Genomic DNA, 24,154 nt, shown 5'->3' with positions numbered 1-24,154 from the left:
GCTTACAGGCCCCAAAGGCCAAGGGCGGGATCGATTCCATCGAGTGCATCGGCCAGAACCTTGGCCTGGTCGGCGATCCGCTTGCGCTGATCGGCGCCGACACTGTCGTAGGAGGCATAGCCCTCGGCGCTGCGCAAGGCGCCGTACTGGCTGTCGAGGGCGCCGAGGGCACTGTCGATCTGCGCCAGCAGCGGGGCGGCGGGCTTGGCCAGCAAGGGCCGCAGCAGGTCGACGACCTTGCGGGTGGTCTCCAGGTTGGCGGCAAAGCCGTTGAGGTCGCTGTGGCTGTAGCGTTCTTCTTCGCCGCTGCTGGCGCGCACCTCGGCGATGCTGCGCTGGCTGCGCGCGACCTGGCTGACCAGTTGCTCCGGTGGCAGCGACTGGGCCAGCAGTTGTTGCTTGAGCGTGCCGACATCGCTGAGCAGGCGCTGGGCGATCGGCGCCAGGCCGCTCAGGTCGCGTTGCTGGAACAGCGCGTATTCGAGGCGGTGGAAGCCGACGAAGCCGGGGTCCTGCTCGCGTTTTTCGAAGTAGTCGGCGCGGGCGTTGATGCTGTTGTCCAGCTCCCCTAGGCGCTGGGCGGCCGGGGCGAGGCGCTGGTAGGCCGCGCGCGCCGGCAGGTACAAGGCCTGGGCCTGGGCCAGGTCGCCGGCCTGGATGGCTTGCTCCAGGGCGCTCACGGCCTTGATCAGGGCTGTGCCCTGGCTGCTCAGGTAGACCCGGAACTCCGACAGCGGGCCGACAAAGGCGACCATCGACGGCCGGGCCTTGGCCTGGGCGTCGGACTCGGCGGTGGGGGTTACATGCAGGGTGCCGCGCGGGTTGCTCAGCAGGCCGCAGGTGATCGCATAGTCGCCGGGCTGCAACCTGGCGTTGATCACCTGGCTCAGGCCCGGCGCGATGTTTTCCCGTTCTTCGACCACCAGCACGCCGTCGAGGATTTCCCATTCCACGGCGCGGTCCGAACGGTTGACGATACGAAAGCTGGCCGGCCCGGCCGGTACGCTCAGGGCGTTCGGCTCGCAGCTGTGGGGGTGGATGGTCACGGTGATTTCGTCCTTGTGCGCCTGGCGCTTGCTGGTGGCCAACTGCGAGGCGTAATAGAACAGCCCGCCGGCGGCGATCATCACCATCACGGAACCCGCGAGCGCCCAGCGCAGGGCGCTCGGTGCCGGGGGCTGTGGGGAGGCTTGCTGGGTCATGGAAAGGCCTTAGTGGCTGGAAACGGAAGACGATGGGCTGGCGGCGGGGGCCGCGCCGGGCAGGAAGAACAGCACCAGGGTCACCAGCAGGTAGATCAGGTAGGCGCCCAGGGTGCTGACGGTGGGGGCGTCCTGGTAACCGAACATACCGGCCAGCACCGAGCCCAGCGGGCCGTCCATCGGCAGGCTGGCGCTGAAGTCGAACAGCACGCTCTGCAGGTGGTTCCAGACCCCGGCTTCATGCAGGGCCTGTACCGAGTTGGCGAGGATGCCGGCAGCCACCACCAGGATGAACAGGCCGGTCCAGCGAAAGAACGCGCCGAGGTTCAGGCGCATGCTGCCGGTGTAGATCAGCCAGCCGACAATGATCGCCAGCACCAGGCCGAGCAGGGCGCCGATCGGTGCGGCGGGGCCTTGGCTCTGCTGGAACACGGCGAGGAGGAAGAACACCGTCTCCAGGCCTTCGCGGGCCACGGCGAAGAACACCATGGCGATCAGCGCGGTGACCTGGTGCCGGGAGCCGGTCAGCGCCTGGTCCAGCGAGGTGTGCAGGGAGTGCTTGATCGAGCGCGCCACCTTGCGCATCCAGAACACCATGGAGCTGAGGATGCCCACGGCGACCAGGCCGACGATGCCTTCGAAGAGTTCCTGCTGCTTTTGCGGAAACTCGGCGCTCATCAGCTCCAGGCCGCCGCCCACCAGCAGGGCCAGGGCCGCGGCGAGAAACACGCCGATCCACACGGCCGGCATCCACTGGCCGCGCCCGGTCTGTTGCAGGTAACTGGCGATGATGCCAACGATGAGCGCGGCTTCGATCCCTTCGCGCAGCATGATCAGAAATGGAACGAGCATTCAGCACCGGCGGGCAGATAGATAGGGAGCTAAGTTGTAACATGATGATACATATTCGCAAATGACTATGGTTGCCATTTGCTGAACGCGAGCTGAACGGAGCGCGTTTCACGGGGGGAGTGGTATGGCTTCAGTAGGAGCGAGGCTTGCCCGCGATAGCCACGCCACACAATGCCTGACACACCGCAGTGCCTGCATCGCGGGCAAGCCTCGCTCCTACAAGGGGGCGGCGGTGTTTGTGGGCTTCAGGCCAGGTTCTGTTCGGTCAGGCGCTGCACGGCCAGGCGCCGGTAGTGGGAAGGGGTCATGCCTTTGAGTTGCTGGAAGCGCCGGTTGAAGTTGGAGATGTTGTTGAAGCCGGACTCGAAGCACACGTCGGTCACCGGCTTGTCGCCGTCGGCCAGCAGTTCGCAGGATTTGCTGATGCGCAGGCGGTTGACGAACTCGACGAAGCAGCGGCCGGTGGCCTGCTTGAACACCCGGGAGAAGTAGGTGGGTTTCATGCCCAGGTAGTCGGCGACTTCCTCCAGCGGCAGTTCGCGGGCGTAGTGGGCGAAGATGTAGTCCACCGCGCGGTTGGTGCGGTCGACGTTGTGCTCGTCCGCCAGTTGCACGTTGGTGGCGCCGGACAGCAGCTGGTAGTCGTCACAGGCGGCCAGCAGCTCCAGCAGGATGAAGAAGTGCCCGAGGCGGGTGATGCCGCTGGAGTCGGCGATGCGCTGCATCAGGTCCATGGCCTGGGCGATGGTGCGCTTGCAGCGGAACTCGATGCCGTACTGCGCGCGCTCCAGCAGCGGGGTCAGGCTCTTGAGTTCGGCGAACACCTGGTAGCCGCTTTCGAACAGCTCGTCGGTGAAGTTCACCAGCATGTCGCGCTTGGCCACCACTTCGTCCTCGGCCACCTGGCTGATCCAGTTATGGGGCAGGTTGGGGCCGGTGAGGAACAGCGATTCGGGGTAGAAGTTGCCGATGTAGTCGCCGATGAACACCTTGCCGGAGCTGGCGACGATCAGGTGCAGCTCGTACTCCTTGTGGAAGTGCCAGCGCACCAGGGGGCAGGGAAAGCCGTGCTGGCGATAGATGATCGACAGGCCGTTGTGGTCGTCCATCAATTCGTAGGAAGGGTCGGTGACTCTCGCTGATCGGCTCATGGCGCTGCGCTTTTTATCCTTGTTGCGCCAGATCATGCCTCCTTCAAACCCTCAGCACCAGCGCTGGAGCACATCCCTGTAGCCGCTGCCGAAGGCTGCGATCGCCCCGAAGGGGCGCGCTCTTGACGCCTGCAGCAGTGGCTACAGGTCCGGCCTCAGGCCAGGCGGTTTTTCGCCTCGATCCACTGCGCCATGTACTGGGTGCTCTTGTGGTGATGGTGACGCAGCATGCCGCCGGTGAAGTTGTCGCGGCGCAGTTGCGCCAGGTTCGCCCGGCAGTGCTGCAGGCGCTCGATCAAAGCCGGGCCGTGGACCTGTTGCCGATAGCGCGCAAGCAACAGTTGGCGACCCTGTTCCTGGGCCTCGCTCCACAGCGCCTGGTCCTGGTACAGGTGTACCGCCGCCGCGGCGATGGCGCTGGCCGACTCGGCCACCGCTCCCGGCCAGGGTGCGTCGCCGTGCATGGCTTCGGCGCCGACCGGGGTGGTGACGCTCGGCGTGCCACAGAGCATGGCGTCCAGCAGCTTGCCCTTGATGCCCGCGCCGAAACGCAGAGGGGCCAGGCAGATTCGCGCGGCGGACATGACTGCCAATGCATCCTCGGCCCAGTTCATTACCTGGAAACCCTGGGCCGGATTGTGCAGGGCCGCGGCCTTGGGCGGGGTGTAGGCGCCATAGATATGCAGCTGCGCGCCCGGCAACTGCTGGCGGATCAGCGGCCACACGGCGTTTTTCATCCAGAGCACCGCATCCCAGTTCGGCGCGTGGCGGAAGTTGCCGATGCTCAGGAAGTGCGCCCGTTCGGCGAAGGGCACATAGTTGTGCGGCATGTGTTCGGGCATCAGCGGGCACCAGTGCAGCAAGGCCGGCGGCAGGCCGAATTGCTTGACCAGCAGCTCGATCTCGAACTCGGAGATCATCAGGCTCAGGTCGCAGCGGTACAGCGCCGCGATCTCGCGCCGGGCCTGGTCGGTGTCGGCCATGCCGGCGAACTCCTGCTCGGCGGCGGGGGCGAACAGGGTGCTGAAGTCATCGTTGTCGTCGCTGGCTTTCAGGCGCTCCTTGAGGCGCTGATGGCGAGCGTGGCGCAGGCTCTGCAGGTCGGAAGTCTCCAGCACGCGCAGGGCGCCGGGGCACTGCTGCTCGACGCGCCAGCCGAACTGCTCCTCCATCATGAACTGGTCGAACAGCACGATATCCGGCGCCAGTTCGGCGATAAAGCGGTCGAAACTGCTGTTGTTCAGCTCGATCGGGCACTCGCGGATGCCCAGGACGCTCAGGTCCTCCTTGTGCTCGCCGGGGTTGGCCGGGCTGCTGAAGGTGATGTCCCAGCCTTGCCGGAGGAAGACCTGGAGGATCTGCATCAGGTGCCCGCTGGCCGCCGAGGAGCGGGGTTCGGGCCAGACGTAACCAATGACCAGGACTTTGGTGGCGGCGGTCGGACTCATGGGTGGGTATTCCTGAAAAAAGCGGGGGTGTCTGCGGGGGCGCCATTAAACCACAGCGGGGGGCTGGCGCGGCTGCCCTGACGCCCAGGGCCCAGGCGCTTGTCGGGTCAGCGGGGGTTACCGAGGGTTCAGCCGAGGAGGGTGCGGACCTTGTTGCGCAACTGGTCGATGGAGAAGGGTTTGCCGATCACCGCCATGCCGGCGGCCACCTCGATGTTTTCCGCGTAGCCGCTGGCGAACAGCACCGGCAACTGCGGGCGCAAGGCGCGGGCGCGGGCCGCCAGTTCCTTGCCGTCCATGCCGGGCAGGCCGACGTCGGTCATCATCAGGTCGATCCGCAGCGCGCTGTCCTGCAACCGGGTCAGGGCTTCCTCGCTGCCCGCGGCTTCCAGCACCTTGAATTCCAGCTCCTCCAGCACATCGACAATCAGCATGCGCACGATGGTGTCGTCTTCGACGACCAGGATGGTGGAATCGGTGGTGGGCATAGAAAGGCTCTCGAAAAAAGGGAGGGGGCGGCAGCAGCGGTAAAAAAATCGCCTCTTGCAGCAATAAATAACGCGCAATGACAAGTCGCTGAAGCTGTACAAAAAAATAATTCTGTACAAGCTGTGCCAGAATAACCTGTCTGATCGAGAGCGGGCAGTGCTGGATGGCAATTTGTGCCTAGAGTTGCCAGAAGAATAGATACGCCGCCCGCCTTTGGGGCAAACTCCATGGTTTTTGACACTTCACCAAGGCCTTTCAATGATCTCTTCGTCTTCGGTTGATGAACAGAGCTTTCGCAAGCTGCTAAGTCGCAACATCGCGCTCCCCCTGGGCGTTGGCGTGCTCAGTGCGGTGGTCTTCCTGTCCCTGATCAGCTATCTGCTCTCGGTGACCCAGTGGGTCCAGCACAGCGATCGGGTGATCAACAGCATCAACCAGGCCGCCAAGCTGACGGTCGACCTGGAAACCGGCATGCGCGGCTTCCTGATCACCGGCGACGAGCATTTCCTCGACCCTTATGAAGTGGCCAAGCCGCAGATCTTCAGCGAGTTGCGCGGGCTGCGCGAGCTGGTGGCGGACAATCCGCAGCAGGTCGATCGCTTCAAGCGCCTGGAAGCCTTGCAGGACGAGTGGAATCTCTACGCCAAAGGCATGATCGAGATGCGCCGCCAGGAGGGCGATTATCGCCGCTCGGTGCAGTCCGGCCGGGGCAAGCGCCTGACCGACCAGATGCGCAAGGAATACGACGAAGCGGTGGCGATGGAGCAGCAACTGCGGGTCGATCGCAACGAGAACGTCACCCGCACCACGGTCCGCAGCGTGGCCCTGTACCTGTTGTTCGTGGTGCTGATCAGCGGTCTGCTGGCCTATATGGGGCGCCGCGACCTGCTCAACCTGTCCAGAAACTACGGCGCCAACCTCGCCGCCCAGCAGAAAAGCGCCCGGGCCCTGGAGCAGCAGGCCTGGCTGCGCAGCGGTCAGACCGAACTGGCCGAGCAGTTGCTGGGGCAACTGACGCTGAACCTGTTGGGGCGCAATATCCTGCAGTTCTGTGCGCAGTACCTGGGCAGCGCCGTGGCGGCGATGTATGTGCGTGAGGAGCACGGCGGCCTCAAGCGCGTGGCCGCCTACGGTTTCTCCCGCGAGCAGGAAGAGCGCGAACAGTCGATTTTCATCGGTGAAGGCATGGTCGGCCAGGCGGCCCAGCAGGACCGGCTGATCCGTCTGGACGAGGTTCCCGCCGATTACTTCAAGGTCAGCTCCGGCCTCGGTGAAGGCGTGCCGCGCAGCGTGCTGGTGGTGCCGACCAGCGACGACGACCGGGTCAACGGGGTGATCGAGCTGGGCTTCCTGCGCGCCCTCAGCGAGCGCGATGTCGAGCTGCTGGAGCTGATCGCCGGCAATATCGGCACCGCCATCGAAGCCGCGCGTTATCGCCAGCGCCTGCAGGAAGTGCTGGCCGAAACCCAGCAACTCAACGAAGAGCTGCAGGTGCAGCAGGAAGAACTGAAGACCGCCAACGAAGAACTCGAGGAACAGTCGCGGGTGCTCAAGGAGTCCCAGGTACACTTGGAAGCCCAGCAGGTGGAGCTGGAGCAGACCAACGAGCAATTGGCCGAGCAGGCCCAGGCGCTGGCGCAGCAGCGCGACGCCATGGACCGCAAGAACGGTGAGCTGAACCTGGCCCAGGTGCAGTTGCAAGAGCGTGCCGAGGAGCTGCAGCGTTCGAGCAAGTACAAGTCGGAATTCCTCGCCAATATGTCCCACGAGCTGCGCACGCCGCTGAACAGCTCGCTGATCCTGGCCAAGCTGCTGGCGGAAAACCCCCAGGAAAACCTCAGCGCCGAACAGGTGCAGTTCGCCGAGTCGATCTATTCGGCGGGCAACGATCTACTCAACCTGATCAACGACATTCTCGATATTTCCAAGGTCGAAGCCGGCAAGCTCGAAGTGCGTCCGGAAAACACCAGCGTCGTGCGCCTGGTCGAGGGCCTGCGCGGGCTGTTCCAGCCGCTGACGGCGGACAAGGGCCTGGAGTTCCGTGTCGAGTTGCAGCCCGGCGTGCCGCAGAGGCTGTTCACCGACTGCCAGCGGGTCGAGCAGATTCTCAAGAACCTGCTGTCCAACGCGGTGAAGTTCACTGAGAAGGGCCAGGTCAGCCTGAGCGTGTCGTGCCAGCCCGAGGCGGGCATTGCTTTTGCCGTGCGCGACTCGGGCATCGGGATCGCCCCGGAGCAGCAGGAAAGTATCTTCGAAGCCTTCCGCCAGGCCGACGGCACCACCAATCGCCGTTACGGCGGCACTGGCCTGGGCTTGTCGATTTCCCGCGACCTGGCAGCATTGCTCGGCGGTTCGATCACGGTCGCCAGCGAGCCGGGGCAGGGCAGTGTCTTCACCCTGGTGCTGCCGGAGCAGTATGTCGAGCGCGTGGCAGAGGAACAGGACGAGCTCAAGCCGGTCGCGGCACCGGTGATCCAGGCACCGAGCAAACCGGCTCCGGCGCCGGCCCCCCTGGTGCCCGAGGTGGAGATTCCGCGTTTCGCCGACGATCGCGACAAGGCGCCGTTCACCACCCGCTGCATCCTGGTGGTGGAGGACGAAGCGAACTTTGCCCACATTCTGTATGACCTGGCCCACGAGCTGGGTTACCAGTGCCTGGTGGCCCACGGCGCCGACGAGGGTTACAGCCTGGCCGAACAGTTCGTGCCGGACGCGATCCTGCTGGACATGCGCCTGCCGGATCATTCCGGGCTGACGGTGTTGCAGCGCCTCAAGGCGCACGCCACCACCCGGCATATCCCGGTGCATGTGATTTCCGTGGAAGACCGGGTCGAGGCCGCCATGCACATGGGCGCCATCGGCTACGCGGTCAAGCCCACTACCCGCGAAGAGCTCAAGGACGTGTTCGCCCGCCTGGAAGCCAAGCTCACCCAGAAGGTCAAGCGCGTGCTGCTGGTGGAGGACGACGACCTGCAGCGCGACAGCATCGCCCGGCTGATCGGCGACGACGACATCGAGATCACCGCCGTCGGCCTGGCCCAGGAAGCACTGGAGCTGCTGCGCGACAACCTCTACGACTGCATGGTCATCGACCTGAAGCTGCCGGACATGCTCGGCAACGACCTGCTCAAGCGCATGTCCACCGAGGACATCTGCTCCTTCCCGCCGGTGATCGTCTATACAGGGCGCAACCTGACCCGCGATGAAGAGGCGGAGCTGCGCAAGTATTCGCGCTCGATCATCATCAAGGGCGCGCGTTCGCCCGAGCGCCTGCTGGACGAAGTGACGCTGTTTCTGCACAAAGTCGAGTCCCAGTTGTCCCATGAGCGGCAGAAGATGCTCAAGGCCGCCCGCAGCCGCGATAAGGTCTTCGAGGGGCGCAAGGTCCTGCTGGTGGACGACGATGTGCGTAACATCTTCGCCCTCACCAGCGCCCTGGAGCAGAAGGGGGCGATCGTGGTCATCGGCCGTAATGGCCATGAGGCGATCGCCAAGCTCAATGAAGTCGAGGATATCGACCTGGTGCTGATGGACGTGATGATGCCCGAGATGGATGGTTACGAAGCCACCCTCGAGATCCGCAAGGAGCCACGCTGGCGCAAGCTGCCGATCATTGCGGTGACCGCCAAGGCCATGAAGGACGATCAGGAGCGCTGCCTGCAGGCCGGCGCCAACGATTACCTGGCCAAGCCGATCGACCTCGACCGGCTGTTTTCCCTTATTCGAGTCTGGTTACCCAAGATGGAAAGAATCTAGTGGAGCGCAATACCGAGATCGAACTGCGTCTGTTGATCGAAGCTATCTACCTCAAGTACAGCTACGACTTCCGCGATTACTCCGGCGCCTCGATCAAGCGCCGGATCAACCATGCGCTGCGCCAGTTCGAATGCAAGACCATTTCCGCCCTGCAGGAGCGGGTGCTGCACGACCCGGGCGCGTTCATGCAGTTGCTGCAGTTCCTGACGATCCCGGTCAGCGAGATGTTTCGCGACCCGTCGCACTTCCTGGCGATTCGCCAGGAAGTGGTGCCGCTGCTCAAGACCTACCCCTCGATCAAGATCTGGATCGCCGGCTGCAGCACGGGCGAGGAGGTCTATTCGATGGCCATCCTGTTGCGCGAGGAAGGGCTGCTGGAGCGCACCATCATCTATGCCACCGACATCAACCCCAGCTCCCTGGAGAAGGCCAAGCAGGGCATCTTTTCCCTGGAGAACATTCGCGCCTATACCCAGAACTACCAGCAGGCCGGCGGTTTGCGCTCCTTTGCCGACTACTACACGGCGGCCTACGACTACGCGATCTTCGACAAGACCCTGCGCGAGAACGTGACCTTCGCCGACCACAGCCTGGCGACCGACAGCGTGTTCTCCGAAACCCAGCTGATTTCCTGTCGCAACGTGCTGATCTATTTCAACAAGAAGTTGCAGGACCGGGCCTTCGGCCTGTTCCACGAGTCGCTCTGCCACCGCGGTTTCCTGGTGCTGGGCAGCAAGGAAACCCTGGACTTCTCGGCCTACGGCGAGCATTTCGAGCCGTTGGTCAAACAAGAACGGGTCTACCGCAAATCATGAAGGACTACGCCATCGGGCAATCCGCCTTGCCGCGGGTCGAGGCCATAGTGATAGGCGCGTCGGCCGGCGGCGTCGAGGCGCTGCTGAAAATCTTCGCGGCCTTTCCCGAGGGCTTCCGCCTGCCGATAGTGGTGGTGCTGCACCTGCCCGAAGAGCATCGCAGCCAGCTGGCCGAGGTGTTCGCCCAGCGCCTGGCGCTGCCGGTGCAAGAGGCCCGCGACAAGCAGAGCATCGACCGCGGCACCCTGTATTTCGCCGTGCCCGGTTATCACTTGTCGGTGGAGCAGGACCGCAGCCTGTCCCTGAGCCAAGAGGAACGCGTGCATCATTCGCGTCCCGCCATCGATTACCTGTTCGACTCCGCCGCCGATGCCTATGGCCCGCGCCTGGCCGCGGTGCTGCTGACCGGGGCCAACCAGGACGGCGCCCATGGCCTGGCCCAGGTCAAGCGGCGCGGCGGCCTGAGCATCGTCCAGGACCCGGCCGAGGCCCAGGTGGCGACCATGCCCGAGGCGGCCATCGCGCTGCACCGACCGGATTACATTCTCCCTTTGCACGGCATCAGCCGTCTGCTTGTCGAGCTGGAACGAATCGCATGTTAAGTAATATCCAAGCCAAGCTGCTGATCGTCGACGATCTGCCAGAGAACCTGTTGGCCCTCGAAGCGCTGATCAAGCGCGAGGATCGCCAGGTGTACAAGGCGCTGTCGGCGGACGAGGCCTTGTCGCTGTTGCTCCAGCATGAGTTCGCCATGGCCATTCTCGATGTACAGATGCCCGGCATGAATGGCTTCGAGCTGGCCGAGCTGATGCGCGGCACCGAGAAGACCAAGAACATTCCCATCGTGTTCGTCAGCGCCGCCGGGCGCGAACTCGACTATGCCTTCAAGGGCTATGAAAGCGGCGCGGTGGACTTCCTGCACAAGCCGCTGGATACCCATGCGGTGAAGAGCAAGGTCAATGTGTTCGTCGACCTGTACCGGCAGAGCAAGGCCATGAAGCAGCAGGTCGAAGCCCTGGAGCAGAGCCGGCGCGAGCAGGAGGCGCTGCTCAAGCAGTTGCAGGCGACCCAGAACGAACTGGAGCAGGCGGTGCGCATGCGTGACGATTTCATGTCGATCGTCGCCCATGAGGTGCGCACGCCGTTGAACGGCCTGATCCTGGAAACCCAGCTGCGCAAGATGCACCTGGCCCGCGACAACGCCGCCGCCTTCACCCTGGACAAGATGCACGCCATGGTCGACCGCGACGAGCGCCAGATCAAAAGCCTGATCCGCCTGATCGAGGACATGCTGGACATCTCGCGGATCCGTACCGGCAAGCTGTCGATCCGCCCGAGCCGGGTCGACCTGGTGCAACTGGTGCGCGGCCTGCTGGAGAACTTCGCGCCCCAGGCCGAGGCCGCCGAGTCGTCGATCGCCCTGACCAGCGAAGACTCGGTGCTCGGCCAGTGGGACGAGTTCCGCATCGAGCAGGTGATCTCCAACCTGCTGACCAATGCCTTGCGTTATGGCGCCAAGAGCCCGATCGAAGTGCGGGTGTACAGTGCGGACGGGCAGGCGCGGGTCGAAGTGCGCGATCACGGGATCGGTATCAGCGAGGACAACCAGGCACGTATCTTCCAGCAGTTCGAGCGCGTCTCTGTCAATCATGCGGTGGCTGGGCTCGGGCTGGGGCTGTTCATTTCCGAGCAGATCGTCACCGCCCATGGCGGCACCATTGAAGTCGACAGCAGGATCGGCGAAGGTGCGCTGTTTCGCGTTTGTCTGCCGCTGTAGGAAAACACCGGCACCCACGCAACCTTCTGGATGACCGGATGGTCGTATCAGCAGCTATTGACCGAACAAAGGCTTCTCATGAGTGAAGATGCACAAGACGTCGTACTGATCGTCGAAGATGAACCGGTGATTCTGATGTTGCTCGCCGACTATCTGTCGGGCCTGGGCTACCGGGTGTTGCAGGCAGAGAACGGCGAGCAGGCGTTCGAGATCCTCGCCAGCAAACCGCACCTGGATGTGATGATCACCGACTACCGGCTGCCGGGCGGGATTACCGGGGTGATGATCGCCGAACCCGCGGTGAAGTTGCGTCCGGACCTCAAGGTGATTTTCATCAGCGGTTACCCCACCGAGATTCTCGAGTCCGGCAGCCCGATCGCGCGAAGCGCGCCGATCCTGGCCAAGCCCTTCGACCTCAACAGCCTGCAGGAACAGATCCAGCGCCTGCTGGCGTGACACCCCTGGGCCTTTACAGACCCTGCTGCAAGGCCGGATCGTCGGGGTTCTGCTGTTCCAGCTGGGCCAGGAGGATCTGCACGTTCTGCAGCTGGCCGCTTTCCTTCCAGTACTTGATCAGCAGCACCCGCGCCTTGCGGTTGGCGGGTTGGCGCTGGACGATTTCCTCAAGCTGTTTCTGCGCCGCCTCCAGCTCTTCCTGGCTGTGCAGGGTGGTGGCCAGGTCGTAGCGGTAGCCGGCGTTGTTCGGCTCCAGCTCCACGGCGCGGGACAGGCCGAGCAGGGCGAACTCGCTCTGGTCGTGGTGCAGCAGCCACATGCCCAGGGCGTGTTGCAGGTAGGCGGAATCCTGTTGCGCCTGCAGTTGTTTGGCCAGCAACTGGCGGGCATCTTCGCTCCGGCCCTGGCGGTCCAGCACCTCCAGTTGCAGGATCACCGCCTGCAGGTTGTCCGGTTGCAGGCTCAAGGCGTGCTCCAGCGTCTGCTGGGCCTGGACCAGGTTGGCGTTGTGCAGGTACAGGCGCGCCAGCTGGTATTGCGCCTCGACGTTCTCCGGCTGGGCCTTGAGCACCTGGGTGTACTCGTCGATCACTTGCTGCAGCGGCCCGAAATACAGGCCCTGTTCATCCGGCGACAGGCCGAGCAGGGCGGTGACGGCGGCAAAACGCACGGCTTGCACTTCATCGTCCAGCAGCGGGCCGATCAGCAGGCTGCGCTGGCGCGCCGGGACCAGGCCGAGCACCGCCTGGAGGGCGGCTTCGCGGACCTCGGGCGTGGTGTGGTGCAGGCCGGCGTCGGCCAGTTTCAGCGCCTGCGGGCTGGGGTAGTTGTGCAGCTCGGCGAGCAGGCGAATGCGCCGGCTGTCCGACAGGTCGGGACGCCCCAGCTGCTGATACAGCACCCGCGCCGCGCCGGGCTGGCCGTTGCGTGCCTGTTCCAGGGCCTTGCCATAACCGTGCTTGATCGCATCCGGCACCACTGGCGGCGTGGTGCGCAGGAACAGCCACGCCAGGCCCAGGGCCAGGACGACGAGGAGGCTGATCAGCAGGGTGCGGCGGGGCTTGGTCATGCAGGCATCCATGGCAGGGGCGGCTTTACGAAGGCGCAAGCTTCGGTCAGGTTCCCCTCGGAGTCAAACCCGGTTGCGGGTCGACGGGCACGACTCGGGTTTTCGCGGTGGGGCCAGGCTGGAAGAGCGGCCCCGGCTTGTCCCAGCACTCTGCTTGACGAAGGGATTGGCGCGAATGATCAAAAGTTCGGGAAAAATTGCCTTCCTGCCGGGAAGGCCGGGACGATAAGCTTTCCCGGCCGTCGATTGACTAGGCTAGCCGCAGGTGCCCTTTGTCCAGAACCCACTCATGCAGCCACTGATCAACTACTTCAAGATCGTCATCCACCCGGGAGGCGCGGTGCTGCGCTTCGCCCTGCGCACCATTGCCGCGGGCCTCTTGACCCTGTACCTGGCGTTCATCTTCGATCTCGACCAGCCCAAGTGGTCACTGATGGCGGTGATCATCGTCAGCCAGCCCCTGGCCGGCATGGCCCTGGCCCGCAGCTTCGGCCAGGTGATCGGCACCACCCTGGGGGCCGCGGTGGCGGTGCTGATCATGGCGATCTTCCCCCAGGCGCCGCTGCCGTTCCTGGTCACCCTGGGCCTGTGGCTGGCGTTGTGCACGGCCGGCGGCACCTTGCTGCGCTATACCAGTTCCCAGGCCTTTGTGCTCAGCGGCTACACCGCGGTGGTGGTGGCGATGCTGGCGATCCCCGAGCAGGGCAATACCCTGATGCTGGCGATTACCCGGGTCACCGAAACCCTGCTGGCGGTGGCCTGTGTCTGCGTGGTCAGCCTGCTGACGGCGCGTCCGGAGGCGGTAGCCCATGGTTACTTCGCCAAGATCGACCAGGTGCTCAAGCTGCTAGCGACCCACGCCGCGGCGGCGATTCGCACCGACGAAAGCGAGGCCGACTTCCACAAGCGGCAGATGCAGCTGCTGGGCGAGATCAGCGCGCTGGAAGGGTTGCGCCGCCACCTGTATTTCGATGCGCCGCGCCTGCGCAGCGCCGACGGCCTGGTGCAACTGCTGGGCAACCAACTGGTGCTGCTGACCTCGCGCCTCACCGTGCTGCGTCACCAGCGCGAACTGCTGCGGGCGCGCTGGGTCGGCGAGCTGCCGGAGGCGATCCAGCAACTGCGCGCCGACGAGCTGGCGTTTCTCGACGAACTGGCGCAGCACGGCCGCGCCTTGCCCACGGCCTCGCGGCAGCAGTTCGCGCAATTGCAGCAGCGCTTCGATGAACAAGCGCGGCGCGCCGAGCGTGAGGCCGATGCCTTGCCCGCCACCTTGCGCTCCCTGGCCTGGGCCCTGCGCTGGGAACAGGCGCGGATGCTCAAGCAGCTCGAAGATATTCTCGAATTCAGCGATGCCATCCAGGACGGGCGCCAGGCCAGTTGCCTGTACCGTCAGGGCCGGGCCAATCCGCTGCACCTGGACTGGCCGCTGGCGGCGATGAATGCGCTGCGGGCCTTTACCGCGCTGCTGGTCGCCGGGCTGATCTGGATCGAAACCGCCTGGGACGGCGCGCGTTCGAGCATGGTCCTGGTGGGCATTCTCTGTTCGCTGATGGCGACCTTTCCCCGGCCCTTGGCGGCGGCGCAAAGCTATATGCGCGGCCAGGCCCTGGCGCTGGTGATCTCGGCGGTCTACGTCTTCGCCCTGGTGCCCTTGATCGGCGATTTCGAGTGGCTGGCGCTGTTGCTGGTGCCGCTGCTGTATACGGTCGCGGTGGGCCTGGCCAGCCCGATGACCGCCGGCATCGGCATGGGCCTGGGGCTGTCGAGCCTGCTGATGATCGGCCCGCAGAACATCGGCGCCTGGCAGAACAGCGCCATCCAGTGGTTCGAGTTCGCCGGGGCCTATGTCAGCGGCGGGGTGCTGTCGTTGCTGGTCTACGCCTTCATTTTCCCGTTCAACCCGGTGCTGCGCATTCGCCGCTTGTTCCGCGACACCCGCGAGCAGGTGTACGCCTTGCAGAAAACCACGGCCAGCGACGAGGAGCAGTTTGTCTTCGAGAGCCGCATGGTCGACCGTCTGACCCAGATGATCGGACTGTTGCCCGCCGCCGGCGACCGGGCTTGCGCCGAGCATTTCGAAACCAGCCTGGCCTGCATGACCCTGGGCGTGGCGATGAACCAGCTCAAGCAGCAGAGCCTGGACAATCCCTGGCTGAGCGGCGCGGCCAACGCCGACCTGCAGCAGTTGCTACGACGGATCGGGCGTTATGTGGCGGGGCGCTCGGGGTTGGATGTGGACGAGCTGCTGGCGCGGCTGCGGCAGCTGGGCGATTACCTCGACCAGCTGCACACCGACGACCGGCCCCAGGCCCATGAACAGCTGTGGTCGGTGTTCCGCATGCGCGTCTCGCTGCTGATCGTCGGCGCCTTCCTGGAGCGTTATAGCCCCATGCTGCAACCCACGGAAATAGGAGCGCCAGCCCTTGCCCATTGATTTCGAATTCGGCGGCGTCTACCTGCCGCCCATCGCCCAGGCCCTGTTGCTGGCCTTGCCGATTTTCCTGCTGCTCGACTGGGGGCTGCGGCGCCTCGGTGTGTTGCGCTTCGTCTGGCACGAAGCTTTGTTCGAAGGGGCGCTGTATGCCTGCGTCTGCGCCATTGTCATTCTGCTGATGGGAAGCCTATGAATCTGAAAAACACCCTGGCCCGCTCGATCACCCTGGTGGCGGTACTGCTGGCGCTGGTGCTGGGCTGGTTCGCCTGGGAGCATTACACCCGCGCGCCCTGGACCCGCGACGCGCGGGTGCGGGCCGATGTGGTGACGCTGTCGGCGGACGTCGCCGGGCGCATCGTCAGCCTGCAGGTGCAGGACAACCAGCACGTGGACAAGGGCCAGCTGCTGCTGGAGATCGACCCGGCGCAATATGCCCTGGCCGTGGAGCATGCCAAGCGCTCGGTGGAAGTGGCGGTCGCCACCCTCGGCCAGTCCGAAGCGGCGATTGCCGCCAGCGCCGCGCAGCTCAAGCAGCGGCAAAGCGAAGAGCGCCGGCGCCGGAGCCTGAAACAGGGCTTCGCGATTTCCGGCGAGGAGTGGGAGAAGTCCAATACCGATGTGGCGGTGGCCCAGGCCGACCTGTTGCGCGACCAGGCCAACCTCGGCCTGGCCCAGGCCAACGTGCACCTGGCCCAGGCGGCGCTGAAACAGGCCGAGCTGGACCTGCAGCGCACCCGGGTCGAGGCCCCGGTCAGCGGCTACGTGACCAACCTGCAGACCCGCCAGGGCGACTACGCCAGTGCCGGCGCGGCCTTGCTGGCCCTGGTGGACAGCGACTCCTTTTATGTCAGCGGCTACTTCGAGGAAACCAAGCTGCCGCGGATCGAGGAGGGCAGCGCGGTGCGCATCCAGCTGATGAGCGGCGAGACCTTCGGCGGCAAGGTGCAGAGCATCGCCTTCGCCATTACCGACCGCGAGAACTCCCAGGGCAGCCGCCTGCTGGCCAACATCAACCCCAGCTACACCTGGGTCAAGCTGGCGCAGCGGGTGCCGGTGCGGATCGCCATCGACCCCGATTACCCGGGCAGGGACAGGTTGCGCGCCGGGACTACGGCGACGGTGACGGTGTTGGAGTAACCTGCGGCGATGCCGGGAAGGGCGCTATCGCGGGCAAGCCTCGCTCCTACAGATTCACGCGGTTCTGTAGGAGCGAGCGGGCGGCGATCCGACTTGCCCGCGATGCTTTTTACCAGGCAAAAAAAAGCCCCGCGACCGAATGAGAACACGGGGCAAAAATTTGGTTGGTTGCGGCCAACCAAAGGAGCTCGGTTGAAGCCTTACTTGCTGGCGACCGTCTCAGGCTGCCAGCCGCCACCCAGGGCTTTGTAGATGGCGACGATGCCACGGTACAGGTCAACCTCGGCCTGGGCCTGGGAGTCCTCGGCGGCTAGGCGTTCGCGCTGGGCGTCGAGCAGCACCAGGAAGTCGACGGTGCCTTCGCGGTAGCGGATTTCCGCCAGGTCGGCCGCGGCGCGGCTCGACTCGCTCTGGCGAATCAGCGAGATCAGCCGTTGCTGGCGCTTGCCGTAATCGCTGAAAGCGTTTTCCGACTCTTCCAGGGCCAGCAGCACTTGCTGCTCGTAGGTCGCCAGGGCGCCGTCGGCGTCGGCATTGGCGCCGCGCAGACGGGCGCGCACGCTACCCAGGTCGAAGGCGGCCCAGGTAATGCTCGGGCCCAGGGCCCAGGCGTTGGCGGCGGAGGAGCCGATCTGCGAACCACGGCCGGCAGTGAAGCCGAGGAAGCCGCTGAGGCTGACCCGGGGGAACAGGTCGGCCTTGGCCACGCCGATCCGCGCGTTGGCGGCGGCCAGCTGGCGTTCGGCGCTGAGAATGTCCGGACGGCGTTGCAGCAGTTCGCCCGGGTCACCGATCGGCAAGGCCTTGGCAATCGCCGGCAACTGCGCGGGTTTGAGGTCGACGCTGAGCTTGTCCGGGCGCTCGCCCAGCAGGGTGGCGATACGGTTGCGCTGGCGCACCTGTTCGGCCTGCAGTTGCGGCACGCTGGCTTCCACCGCGGCCAGGCGCGCATCGGCGCGGACCACGTCGAGCTGGTCGCCGACGCCGGCGTCGCGCAGGCTTTCGGTGATCTTGCGCGACTCCTGCTGGTTGCTCAGGTTGGCCAGGGCGATCTTCTCCCGCAGCTGGGCGCCGCGCAGCTGGCCGTAGGCATCCACCAGCTCGGCAATCATGGTGACTTGCAGCTGGTAGAGGTCGGCCTCGGCGGCCTGCTGGTCGGCTTCGCTGGCTTCCAGGTTGCGCTGGATGCGGCCGAACAGGTCCAGTTCCCAGGCCATGTCCAGGCCCAGGTCGTAGCGTTCGCTGTTGACCCGACTGGTGGTCTGGCCGGGGATCTGACCCTTGGCCAGGTCGCTGCTGGCGCGGCTGGTGATGGTCGGCATCGCATCGTTGCTGGCGTCGTCGCGAATCGCCCGGGCGGCCCGCAGACGGGCGAAGGCCACGCGCAACTCACGGTTGCCCTGCAGGGACTGGGTCACCAGCTGGTTGAGCACCGGGTCGTCGAACTGCTGCCACCAGATGCCTTCGAAACGCGCGCGGTCGAAATTCTTCTGGCCCGCGGCGCCATCGGTGGCGGCCGTGATGTTGGCCGCCTCGGTGGTCGGGGTCTGGTAGTCCGGGCCGACGGCACAGGCACTCAGGGCCAGTACCAGCAAGCTCGGCAGGAAGACTTTCACGCTCATTGTTGCGCCTCCAGTTTCAGGGCACGGGTCGCTTTGCGGGCTTCGCTGCGCTCCACATAGTTGCGGATCAGGACGTAGAACACCGGGGTCAGCAGCAGGCCGAAGAAGGTCACCCCGAGCATCCCGGAGAACACCGCGACACCCATGGCATGACGCATTTCCGCGCCGGCGCCGCTGGAGAACACCAGGGGCACCACACCCATGATGAAGGCGAACGAGGTCATCAGGATCGGCCGCAGACGCAGGCGGCAGGCTTCCAGCACCGCGGCCAGCGGGTCGAGGCCTTCTTCCTGTTTGTCCTTGGCGAACTCGACGATCAGGATCGCGTTCTTACACGCCAGGCCCACCAGTACTATCAGGCCGATCTGGGTAAAGATGTTGTTGTCGCCACCGGACAGGATCACCCCGGTGATGGCCGACAGCAGGGTCATGGGCACGATCAGGATCACCGCCAGCGGCAGGCTCCAGCTCTCGTATTGCGCCGCCAGTACCAGGAACGCCAGCAGTACGCAGAGCGGGAAGACGAACAGCGCGGTGTTACCGGCAAGGATCTGCTGGTAGGTCAGCTCGGTCCATTCGTAGGTCATGCCGTTGGGCAGTTCTTCCTTGAGCAGTTTCTCGATCGCCGCTTCTGCCTGGCCGGAGCTGTAGCCCGGTGCGGCCGCGCCGTTGATTTCCGCGGTGACGAAGCCGTTGTAGTGCATCACGCGGTCGGGGCCCGAGGTATCGCTGACCTTGATGAAGGTCGCCAGAGGGATCATCTCGCCCTTGTTGTTGCGCACTTTCAGCTGGCCGATCTGCTCGGCCTCGAGACGGAACTGCTGTTCGGCCTGGACGTTGACCTGGTAGGTACGGCCAAAACGGTTGAAGTCGTTGGCGTACAGCGAGCCCAGGTAGACCTGCAGGGTGTCGAAGATATCGCTGATGGCCACGCCGTGGGTCTTGGCCTTTTCCCGGTCGATAGCCGCATCGACCTGAGGCACGTTGACCTGATAGCTGGTGAACAGCCCGGCCAGTTCCGGCACGCTGCGACTCTTGGTGATGACGTTCTGCACTTCTTTATACAGCTCTTCGTAACCCATGCCGCTGCGGTCCTCGACCTGTAGGCGGAAGCCGCCAATGGTCCCCAGGCCCTGTACCGGCGGCGGTGGGAAGATCGCCATGTAGGCTTCCTGGATATCGGCGTACTTGCCGTTCAGGGCGCCGGCGATGGCTCCGGCGGACATGCTCGGGTCCTTGCGCTCGTCGAAAGGCTTGAGGGTCACGAACACGATGCCGTTGTTCGGGCTGTTGGTGAAACCGTTGATCGACAGGCCCGGGAAGGCCACCGCGCTTTCCACGCCCGGTTGCTTCAGGGCGATGTCGGACATGCGTTTGATCACGTCCTCGGTGCGGTCCAGGCTCGCGGCGTCCGGCAGTTGGGCGAAGGCCACCAGGTATTGCTTGTCCTGGGCCGGGACGAAGCCCATCGGCGTGTGGGCGAAGCCGAACCAGGTCAGTACCATCAGGCCCGCATAGAGGAACAGGGCGATGCCGCTGCCACGAATCACTCGGCGCACGGTGCCGACGTAGCCATGGCTGGCACGATCGAAGAAACGGTTGAAGGGTTTGAACAGCCAGCCACCCAGCAACTTGTCGAGGAACTTGGAGAAGCCGTCCTTCGGTGCGTGGTGATCCTTGAGCAAGACCGCGGCCAGGGCCGGCGACAGGGTCAGGGAGTTGAAGGCCGAGATCACCGTGGAGATCGCGATGGTCAGGGCGAACTGCTTGTAGAACTGCCCGGTCAGGCCGCTGATGAAGGCCGCCGGCACGAACACCGCGCAGAGCACCAGGGCGGTGGCGATGATCGGCCCGGTCACCTCGCGCATGGCGCGCTTGGTGGCTTCCACCGGGTTCAGGCCGAGGCCGATATTACGCTCGACGTTTTCCACCACCACGATGGCGTCGTCCACCACGATACCGATGGCCAGCACCAGCCCGAACAGTGACAGGGCGTTGAGCGAGAAGCCGAACAGGTGCATCACGGCGAAGGTACCGATCAGCGAGACCGGCACCGCCACCAGCGGGATGATCGAGGCGCGCCAGGTCTGCAGGAACAGGATCACCACCAGCACCACCAGGATCAGCGCTTCGAACAGGGTATGCACCACTGCCTCGATGGAACCACGCACGAAGATGGTCGGGTCGTAGACGATGCTGAAGTCCATGCCTTGCGGGAAGCTCTGCTTCAGCTCCGTCATCTTGGCCCGCACTTCGTTGGAGATCTGGATGGCGTTGGAGCCAGGGCGCTGGAAGATCGGGATCGCCACCGCCGGCTGGTTGTTCAGCAGCGAACGCAGGGCGTACTGGTTGGAACCCAGCTCGACCCGGGCGATGTCTTTCAGGCGAGTGATCTCGCCGTTACTGCCTGCGCGAATGATGATGTTCTCGAACTCTTCCTCGGTCACCAGGCGACCCTGGGTGTTGACCGACAGCTGGAAGCTGGTGGCGCTCGGCGCGGGCGGGGCGCCCAGGGTACCGGCGGCGACCTGGCGGTTCTGCTCGCGAATGGCGGTGACCACGTCGGTGGCGGTCAGGTTGCGCGAAGCGGTCTTGTTCGGATCGAGCCAGACCCGCAGCGAGTAGTCGCCCATGCCGAACAGCTGCACGTCGCCGACGCCGCCCAGGCGCGCCAGCTCATCCTTGATATTGAGGATGGCGTAGTTGGACAGGTAGAGCATGTCGTAGCGTTTGTCCGGCGAGGTCAAGTGCACGACCATGGTCAGGTCGGGCGATGCCTTGTCCACGGTGATACCGATGCGCGTCACCTCTTCAGGCAGCTTGGGCTCGGTCCGGGTCACGCGGTTCTGCACCTGCACCTGGGCGTTGTCCAGGTCGGTACCCAGGGCGAAGGTGATGGTCAGGGTGATCTTGCCGTCGGCGGTGGACTGCGAGGACATGTAGAGCATGTTCTCGACGCCGGTGATGGCCTGCTCCAGGGGGGCGGCCACGGTTTCGCCGATGACTTTCGGGTTGGCGCCCGGGAAGTTGGCGCGCACCACCACGGTCGGCGGTACCACTTCCGGGTATTCGCTGATGGGCAGCTGGAACAGCGAGATGGAGCCGGCGATCAGGATCATCAGCGAAAGCACCGCTGCGAAGATCGGCCGTGAAATGAAGAATTGGGAGAAATTCATCTTGAGTCTTTTCCCTTAACCGCGTGGAGTCGCAGCGCTGGCCAGTTTCGCAGCCGCTTCAGGCGCGCCCTTGGCGGGGGCGACTTGAGGCAGGTTGCTGGCTTCCAGGGCTTGTCGTTGTTGCGCCAGGGCGGCGAGGGTTTCCTTGCTGGCCATCGGCACCACTTCAGGGCTGACCGGCGCGCCCGGACGGGCTCGCTGCAGACCCTTGACGATGATGGTGTCGTCCTTGTTCAGGCCGTTGCGCACAATGCGCAGGCCTTCGATCTTCGGCCCCAGCTCGACGGCGCGGTACGCCGGCTTGTTGTCGGCGTCCATCACCAGCACGAACTTCTTGCCCAGGTCGGTACCCACCGCTTCGTCGTTGATCAGCATGGCGGAGTAGGTGCCGCTGCCCACCAGTTTCAGGCGCGCATAGAGGCCCGGGGTGTAGCTGCCGTCGCTGTTGTCGAACACCGCGCGACCACGGATGGTGCCGGTCTGCGGGTTGACCTGGTTGTCGACGAAGTTCATCTGGCCCAGGTGCGGGTGGCCATCTTCATTGGACAGGCCGAGGTAGACCGGAGTGGTCTGGCCACGTTGGCCCTGGCGGGCGAGCTGGGTGTACTTGAGGTACACACGCTCGTCGGCGTCGAAGTAGGCGTAGACCTTGTCGGTGGACACCACGCTGGTCAGCGGGGTGACGTCGGCGGTCACCAGGTTGCCGGCGGTGATTTCCGCGCGGCTGACGCGACCGCTGATGGGCGCGCTGACCCGGGTGAAGCTCAGGTTGAGCTTGGCCACGTCCAGTTGGGCCTGGATCGCGTCGACCCCGGCGCGGGCTTCCTGGGCGGCGCTGGTGCGGGTGTCGGCCAGTTCGGCGGAAATCGCGTTGCTGGTCAGCAGGCGCTGGCCACGCTGGGCTTCATTGGCACTGCGGGTGGCGGTGGCCCGGGCTTGTTGCAGCTGGGCTTCCAGGCGACGCACTTCGGCCTGGAACGGCCGTGGGTCGATCTGGAACAGCAGGTCGCCTTTTTTCACCAGGGCGCCTTCGGTGAAGGCCACCTGATCGATCTGGCCGGAAACCCGTGGGCGGATCTGTACGGTTTCGGGCGCCTCGAGGCGACCGGTGAACTCGTCCCATTCGTTGACCGGTTGTTCCAGCACCTTGGCCACGCTGACTTTGGCGGCGGGCATGTTGGCGGCTGTTTGCGGTGCCTTGCCACAGGCGCTCATCACCAGCACAGCCAATAATGCGAGAGGGAAGCGTAAGTGTTTGAGTGACTGTTCCATGGATCATCCGCCAATGTATTTGAGATGGGCGGATGATGCTCGGCAGGGGTTGTATCGCACGAATCGAATGAGCCGAAGGTAACTATCATTCGGAATGATATAAGCGCGATGAAAGCCCTCTAGCATGCACCTTTCGTTAGGGTGCTATCAATTACTTAAACGGAATTTCATTGTTTCCGCGATTGCAAGGGTGGGAGGGCGAAGCGTGGGGAGGGGAAGAGTCCTGGCGCCAGCCATCGAGGGTCGAACCACTGCTTCTGCAGCGGACTGAAAAGCACCCTTTGCCCCGCTGGAGCGAGCCTGTTCGCGGCACACCTGGGGTGCGGGGGAGAGGGCTTCGACAGGCGCGTTACGCCAGGGCTGTCTTTAAATGCAATTTTTGCATATTAAGTTATTCCTAAAATGAATTTTACAGAGCTCTTTGGTGTCGTTAGCTTATAGGTTGTGGTTTTTAAGGTGTCTCCTTATATAACCAAATAAATGACAGCCCCCGACTTTCGACTCCCTGGAGATTGCCTTGCGTACACTTCTGCAACTGGCCGCCGCCGCGCTGGCCGCGTCCATCAGCCTCGGTGCCTCGGCGCTCACCCTCACCATCGGCGACCAAAGCTACAACACCCGTGCGGTGATGGATGCCGCCGGTGTGCTCGACGACTTGCCTTACACCCTGGAATGGAAGCAGTTCACCGCCGGCTCGCCGGTGGCCGAAGCGCTGAACTCCGGCAGCCTCGACCTCGGGCTGCTGGGGGACGCGCCACCGCTGTTCCTCGGCGCCCTGGGGGCGCCGATCAAGGTGATCGCGGTCACCCAGCAGAATCTTTCCGGGGTGGCCATCGTGGTCAACCAGGATTCGCCGATCAAGACCGTCGCCGACATCCGCGGCAAGCGCGTGGCGATCTGGAAGGGTTCCTGGAGCCAGCAACTGCTGTTCAGCGCGTTGGACAAGGCCGGCGTGCCCCGTGACGCGGTGGACATCCGCTACCTCAGCGCCCTCGATGCCTTCCATGCGCTGGAAGGCGGTTCGGTGGATGTGATCGCCACCTGGGAACCCTACGTGACGCAACAGGAGCGGCGCGGCGGCCGGGTGATCGCCACGGCGCAAGGGCTGATCCCGGCGCAGAGTTTCGTGGTCGGCAACAACCGTTCCCTGGAAGAAAAACGCGCGGCCATCGGCGACTTCCTGCAACGGCTGAAAAAAGCCCGGGCCTGGAGCGTCAACGATCCTGCCCACAGCGAGGCCTATGCCGATGCCTGGGCCGAGCGCACCCGCGCCGATCGCGAGATCGCCCGTGCCTGGTTCCGTCGGGCGAAAACCGACGTGGGGCCGGTCAGCCCGCAGAACATCGCCGACGCGCAGAAGACCGTGGATTTCTTCAGTGGCATCGGCCTGATCAAGTCCTACCCGGCCGCCAGCCTGTTCGACACTTCCTTTAATGCCGCCTTGCAGAATCCTTCTGTGACGCTTCAGGCCGCGCCGTAACCACCAAGGACCTTC

The 24,154-nt window shown here is 64.5% G+C and carries 18 protein-coding genes; 9 read left to right on the top strand and 9 right to left on the bottom strand.

Annotated features, from left to right (window positions below):
• Positions 1 to 2: 2 nt before the first annotated feature.
• The 5 genes from efeO to C4K38_RS16935 form a co-directional block, all read right to left on the bottom strand.
• A complete protein-coding gene (efeO, locus tag C4K38_RS16955) occupies positions 3 to 1,202 on the bottom strand; it encodes an iron uptake system protein EfeO (protein WP_053279379.1) in 1,200 nt (399 codons plus the stop codon).
• A 9-nt stretch (positions 1,203 to 1,211) separates the two neighbouring features.
• The gene (efeU, locus tag C4K38_RS16950) at positions 1,212 to 2,054 is read right to left on the bottom strand and encodes an iron uptake transporter permease EfeU (RefSeq protein WP_053279378.1); all 843 of its coding nucleotides are present in this window, start codon (positions 2,052 to 2,054) and stop codon (positions 1,212 to 1,214) included.
• Between the two features lie 245 nt (positions 2,055 to 2,299).
• On the bottom strand, positions 2,300 to 3,205 hold the full coding sequence (locus tag C4K38_RS16945; RefSeq protein ID WP_009049268.1) for an AraC family transcriptional regulator: 906 nt from the start codon (positions 3,203 to 3,205) through the stop codon (positions 2,300 to 2,302).
• 155 nt (positions 3,206 to 3,360) lie between these two features.
• Positions 3,361 to 4,653 (bottom strand): glycosyltransferase, encoded by a 1,293-nt coding sequence (locus C4K38_RS16940; RefSeq protein WP_053279377.1) that lies wholly within the window; start codon positions 4,651 to 4,653, stop codon positions 3,361 to 3,363.
• Positions 4,654 to 4,781: 128 nt separating this feature from the next.
• Positions 4,782 to 5,141, bottom strand: coding sequence for a response regulator (locus C4K38_RS16935; protein WP_053279376.1), 360 nt, complete (start codon positions 5,139 to 5,141; stop codon positions 4,782 to 4,784).
• A 259-nt stretch (positions 5,142 to 5,400) separates the two neighbouring features.
• Here C4K38_RS16935 and C4K38_RS16930 point away from each other — a divergent pair, with 259 nt between their 5' ends.
• The 5 genes from C4K38_RS16930 to C4K38_RS16910 all read left to right on the top strand — a co-directional run bounded on the left by C4K38_RS16930 (position 5,401) and on the right by C4K38_RS16910 (position 11,946).
• On the top strand, positions 5,401 to 8,898 hold the full coding sequence (locus tag C4K38_RS16930; RefSeq protein ID WP_053279375.1) for a response regulator: 3,498 nt from the start codon (positions 5,401 to 5,403) through the stop codon (positions 8,896 to 8,898).
• Positions 8,898 to 9,713 (top strand): CheR family methyltransferase, encoded by an 816-nt coding sequence (locus tag C4K38_RS16925; protein WP_025808689.1) that lies wholly within the window; start codon positions 8,898 to 8,900, stop codon positions 9,711 to 9,713. The genes C4K38_RS16930 and C4K38_RS16925 overlap by 1 nt, the downstream gene beginning before the upstream one ends.
• A complete protein-coding gene (locus C4K38_RS16920; protein WP_053279374.1) occupies positions 9,710 to 10,315 on the top strand; it encodes a chemotaxis protein CheB in 606 nt (201 codons plus the stop codon). Before C4K38_RS16925 ends, C4K38_RS16920 begins: the two co-directional genes overlap by 4 nt.
• Positions 10,309 to 11,490 (top strand): hybrid sensor histidine kinase/response regulator, encoded by a 1,182-nt coding sequence (locus C4K38_RS16915; protein ID WP_053279373.1) that lies wholly within the window; start codon positions 10,309 to 10,311, stop codon positions 11,488 to 11,490. The genes C4K38_RS16920 and C4K38_RS16915 overlap by 7 nt, the downstream gene beginning before the upstream one ends.
• Positions 11,491 to 11,568: 78 nt before the next feature.
• Complete coding sequence (locus tag C4K38_RS16910) at positions 11,569 to 11,946, top strand: response regulator (RefSeq protein WP_009049261.1); 378 nt, start codon at positions 11,569 to 11,571, stop codon at positions 11,944 to 11,946.
• A gap of 13 nt (positions 11,947 to 11,959) precedes the next feature.
• Here C4K38_RS16910 and C4K38_RS16905 read toward each other — a convergent pair whose 3' ends face one another.
• Entirely contained in the window at positions 11,960 to 13,015 is a 1,056-nt protein-coding gene (locus tag C4K38_RS16905; protein WP_053279372.1) for a tetratricopeptide repeat protein, read from the bottom strand.
• A 289-nt stretch (positions 13,016 to 13,304) separates the two neighbouring features.
• Between C4K38_RS16905 and C4K38_RS16900 the strand changes: the two genes are divergently transcribed.
• Genes C4K38_RS16900 through C4K38_RS16890 form a run of 3 tightly spaced genes read left to right on the top strand, consistent with a single transcriptional unit; the run spans position 13,305 to position 16,589 of the window.
• Positions 13,305 to 15,452: an FUSC family protein gene (locus C4K38_RS16900; protein WP_053279371.1), complete on the top strand. Its 2,148-nt coding sequence runs from the start codon at positions 13,305 to 13,307 to the stop codon at positions 15,450 to 15,452.
• Positions 15,442 to 15,645, top strand: a complete 204-nt coding sequence (locus C4K38_RS16895; RefSeq protein WP_025808694.1) for a DUF1656 domain-containing protein — start codon at positions 15,442 to 15,444, stop codon at positions 15,643 to 15,645. Before C4K38_RS16900 ends, C4K38_RS16895 begins: the two co-directional genes overlap by 11 nt.
• Positions 15,642 to 16,589 carry an HlyD family secretion protein gene (locus tag C4K38_RS16890; RefSeq protein WP_053279370.1) on the top strand — a complete coding sequence of 316 codons (948 nt, stop codon included), beginning with the start codon at positions 15,642 to 15,644 and terminating at the stop codon, positions 16,587 to 16,589. The genes C4K38_RS16895 and C4K38_RS16890 overlap by 4 nt, the downstream gene beginning before the upstream one ends.
• A gap of 200 nt (positions 16,590 to 16,789) precedes the next feature.
• Here C4K38_RS16890 and C4K38_RS16885 read toward each other — a convergent pair whose 3' ends face one another.
• From C4K38_RS16885 to mexE, 3 genes are read right to left on the bottom strand one after another with little or no spacing between them, the layout of a single operon-like run.
• On the bottom strand, positions 16,790 to 18,211 hold the full coding sequence (locus C4K38_RS16885; RefSeq protein ID WP_053279369.1) for an efflux transporter outer membrane subunit: 1,422 nt from the start codon (positions 18,209 to 18,211) through the stop codon (positions 16,790 to 16,792).
• Entirely contained in the window at positions 18,208 to 21,387 is a 3,180-nt protein-coding gene (locus tag C4K38_RS16880) for an efflux RND transporter permease subunit (RefSeq protein WP_053279368.1), read from the bottom strand. Before C4K38_RS16880 ends, C4K38_RS16885 begins: the two co-directional genes overlap by 4 nt.
• Before the next feature lie 15 nt (positions 21,388 to 21,402).
• Complete coding sequence (mexE, locus tag C4K38_RS16875) at positions 21,403 to 22,659, bottom strand: multidrug efflux RND transporter periplasmic adaptor subunit MexE (protein ID WP_053279367.1); 1,257 nt, start codon at positions 22,657 to 22,659, stop codon at positions 21,403 to 21,405.
• A 517-nt stretch (positions 22,660 to 23,176) separates the two neighbouring features.
• On the opposite strand from mexE, the gene C4K38_RS16870 reads away from it, so the two are divergent.
• Positions 23,177 to 24,139 carry an ABC transporter substrate-binding protein gene (locus C4K38_RS16870; protein WP_053279366.1) on the top strand — a complete coding sequence of 321 codons (963 nt, stop codon included), beginning with the start codon at positions 23,177 to 23,179 and terminating at the stop codon, positions 24,137 to 24,139.
• Positions 24,140 to 24,154: the final 15 nt, after the last annotated feature.

This window comes from Pseudomonas chlororaphis subsp. piscium, from assembly GCF_003850345.1.
Classification (GTDB): domain Bacteria; phylum Pseudomonadota; class Gammaproteobacteria; order Pseudomonadales; family Pseudomonadaceae; genus Aquipseudomonas; species Aquipseudomonas piscium.
The sequence above is the reverse complement of the archived record's forward strand: the minus strand, read 5'-3'. Positions and strand labels throughout refer to the sequence as shown.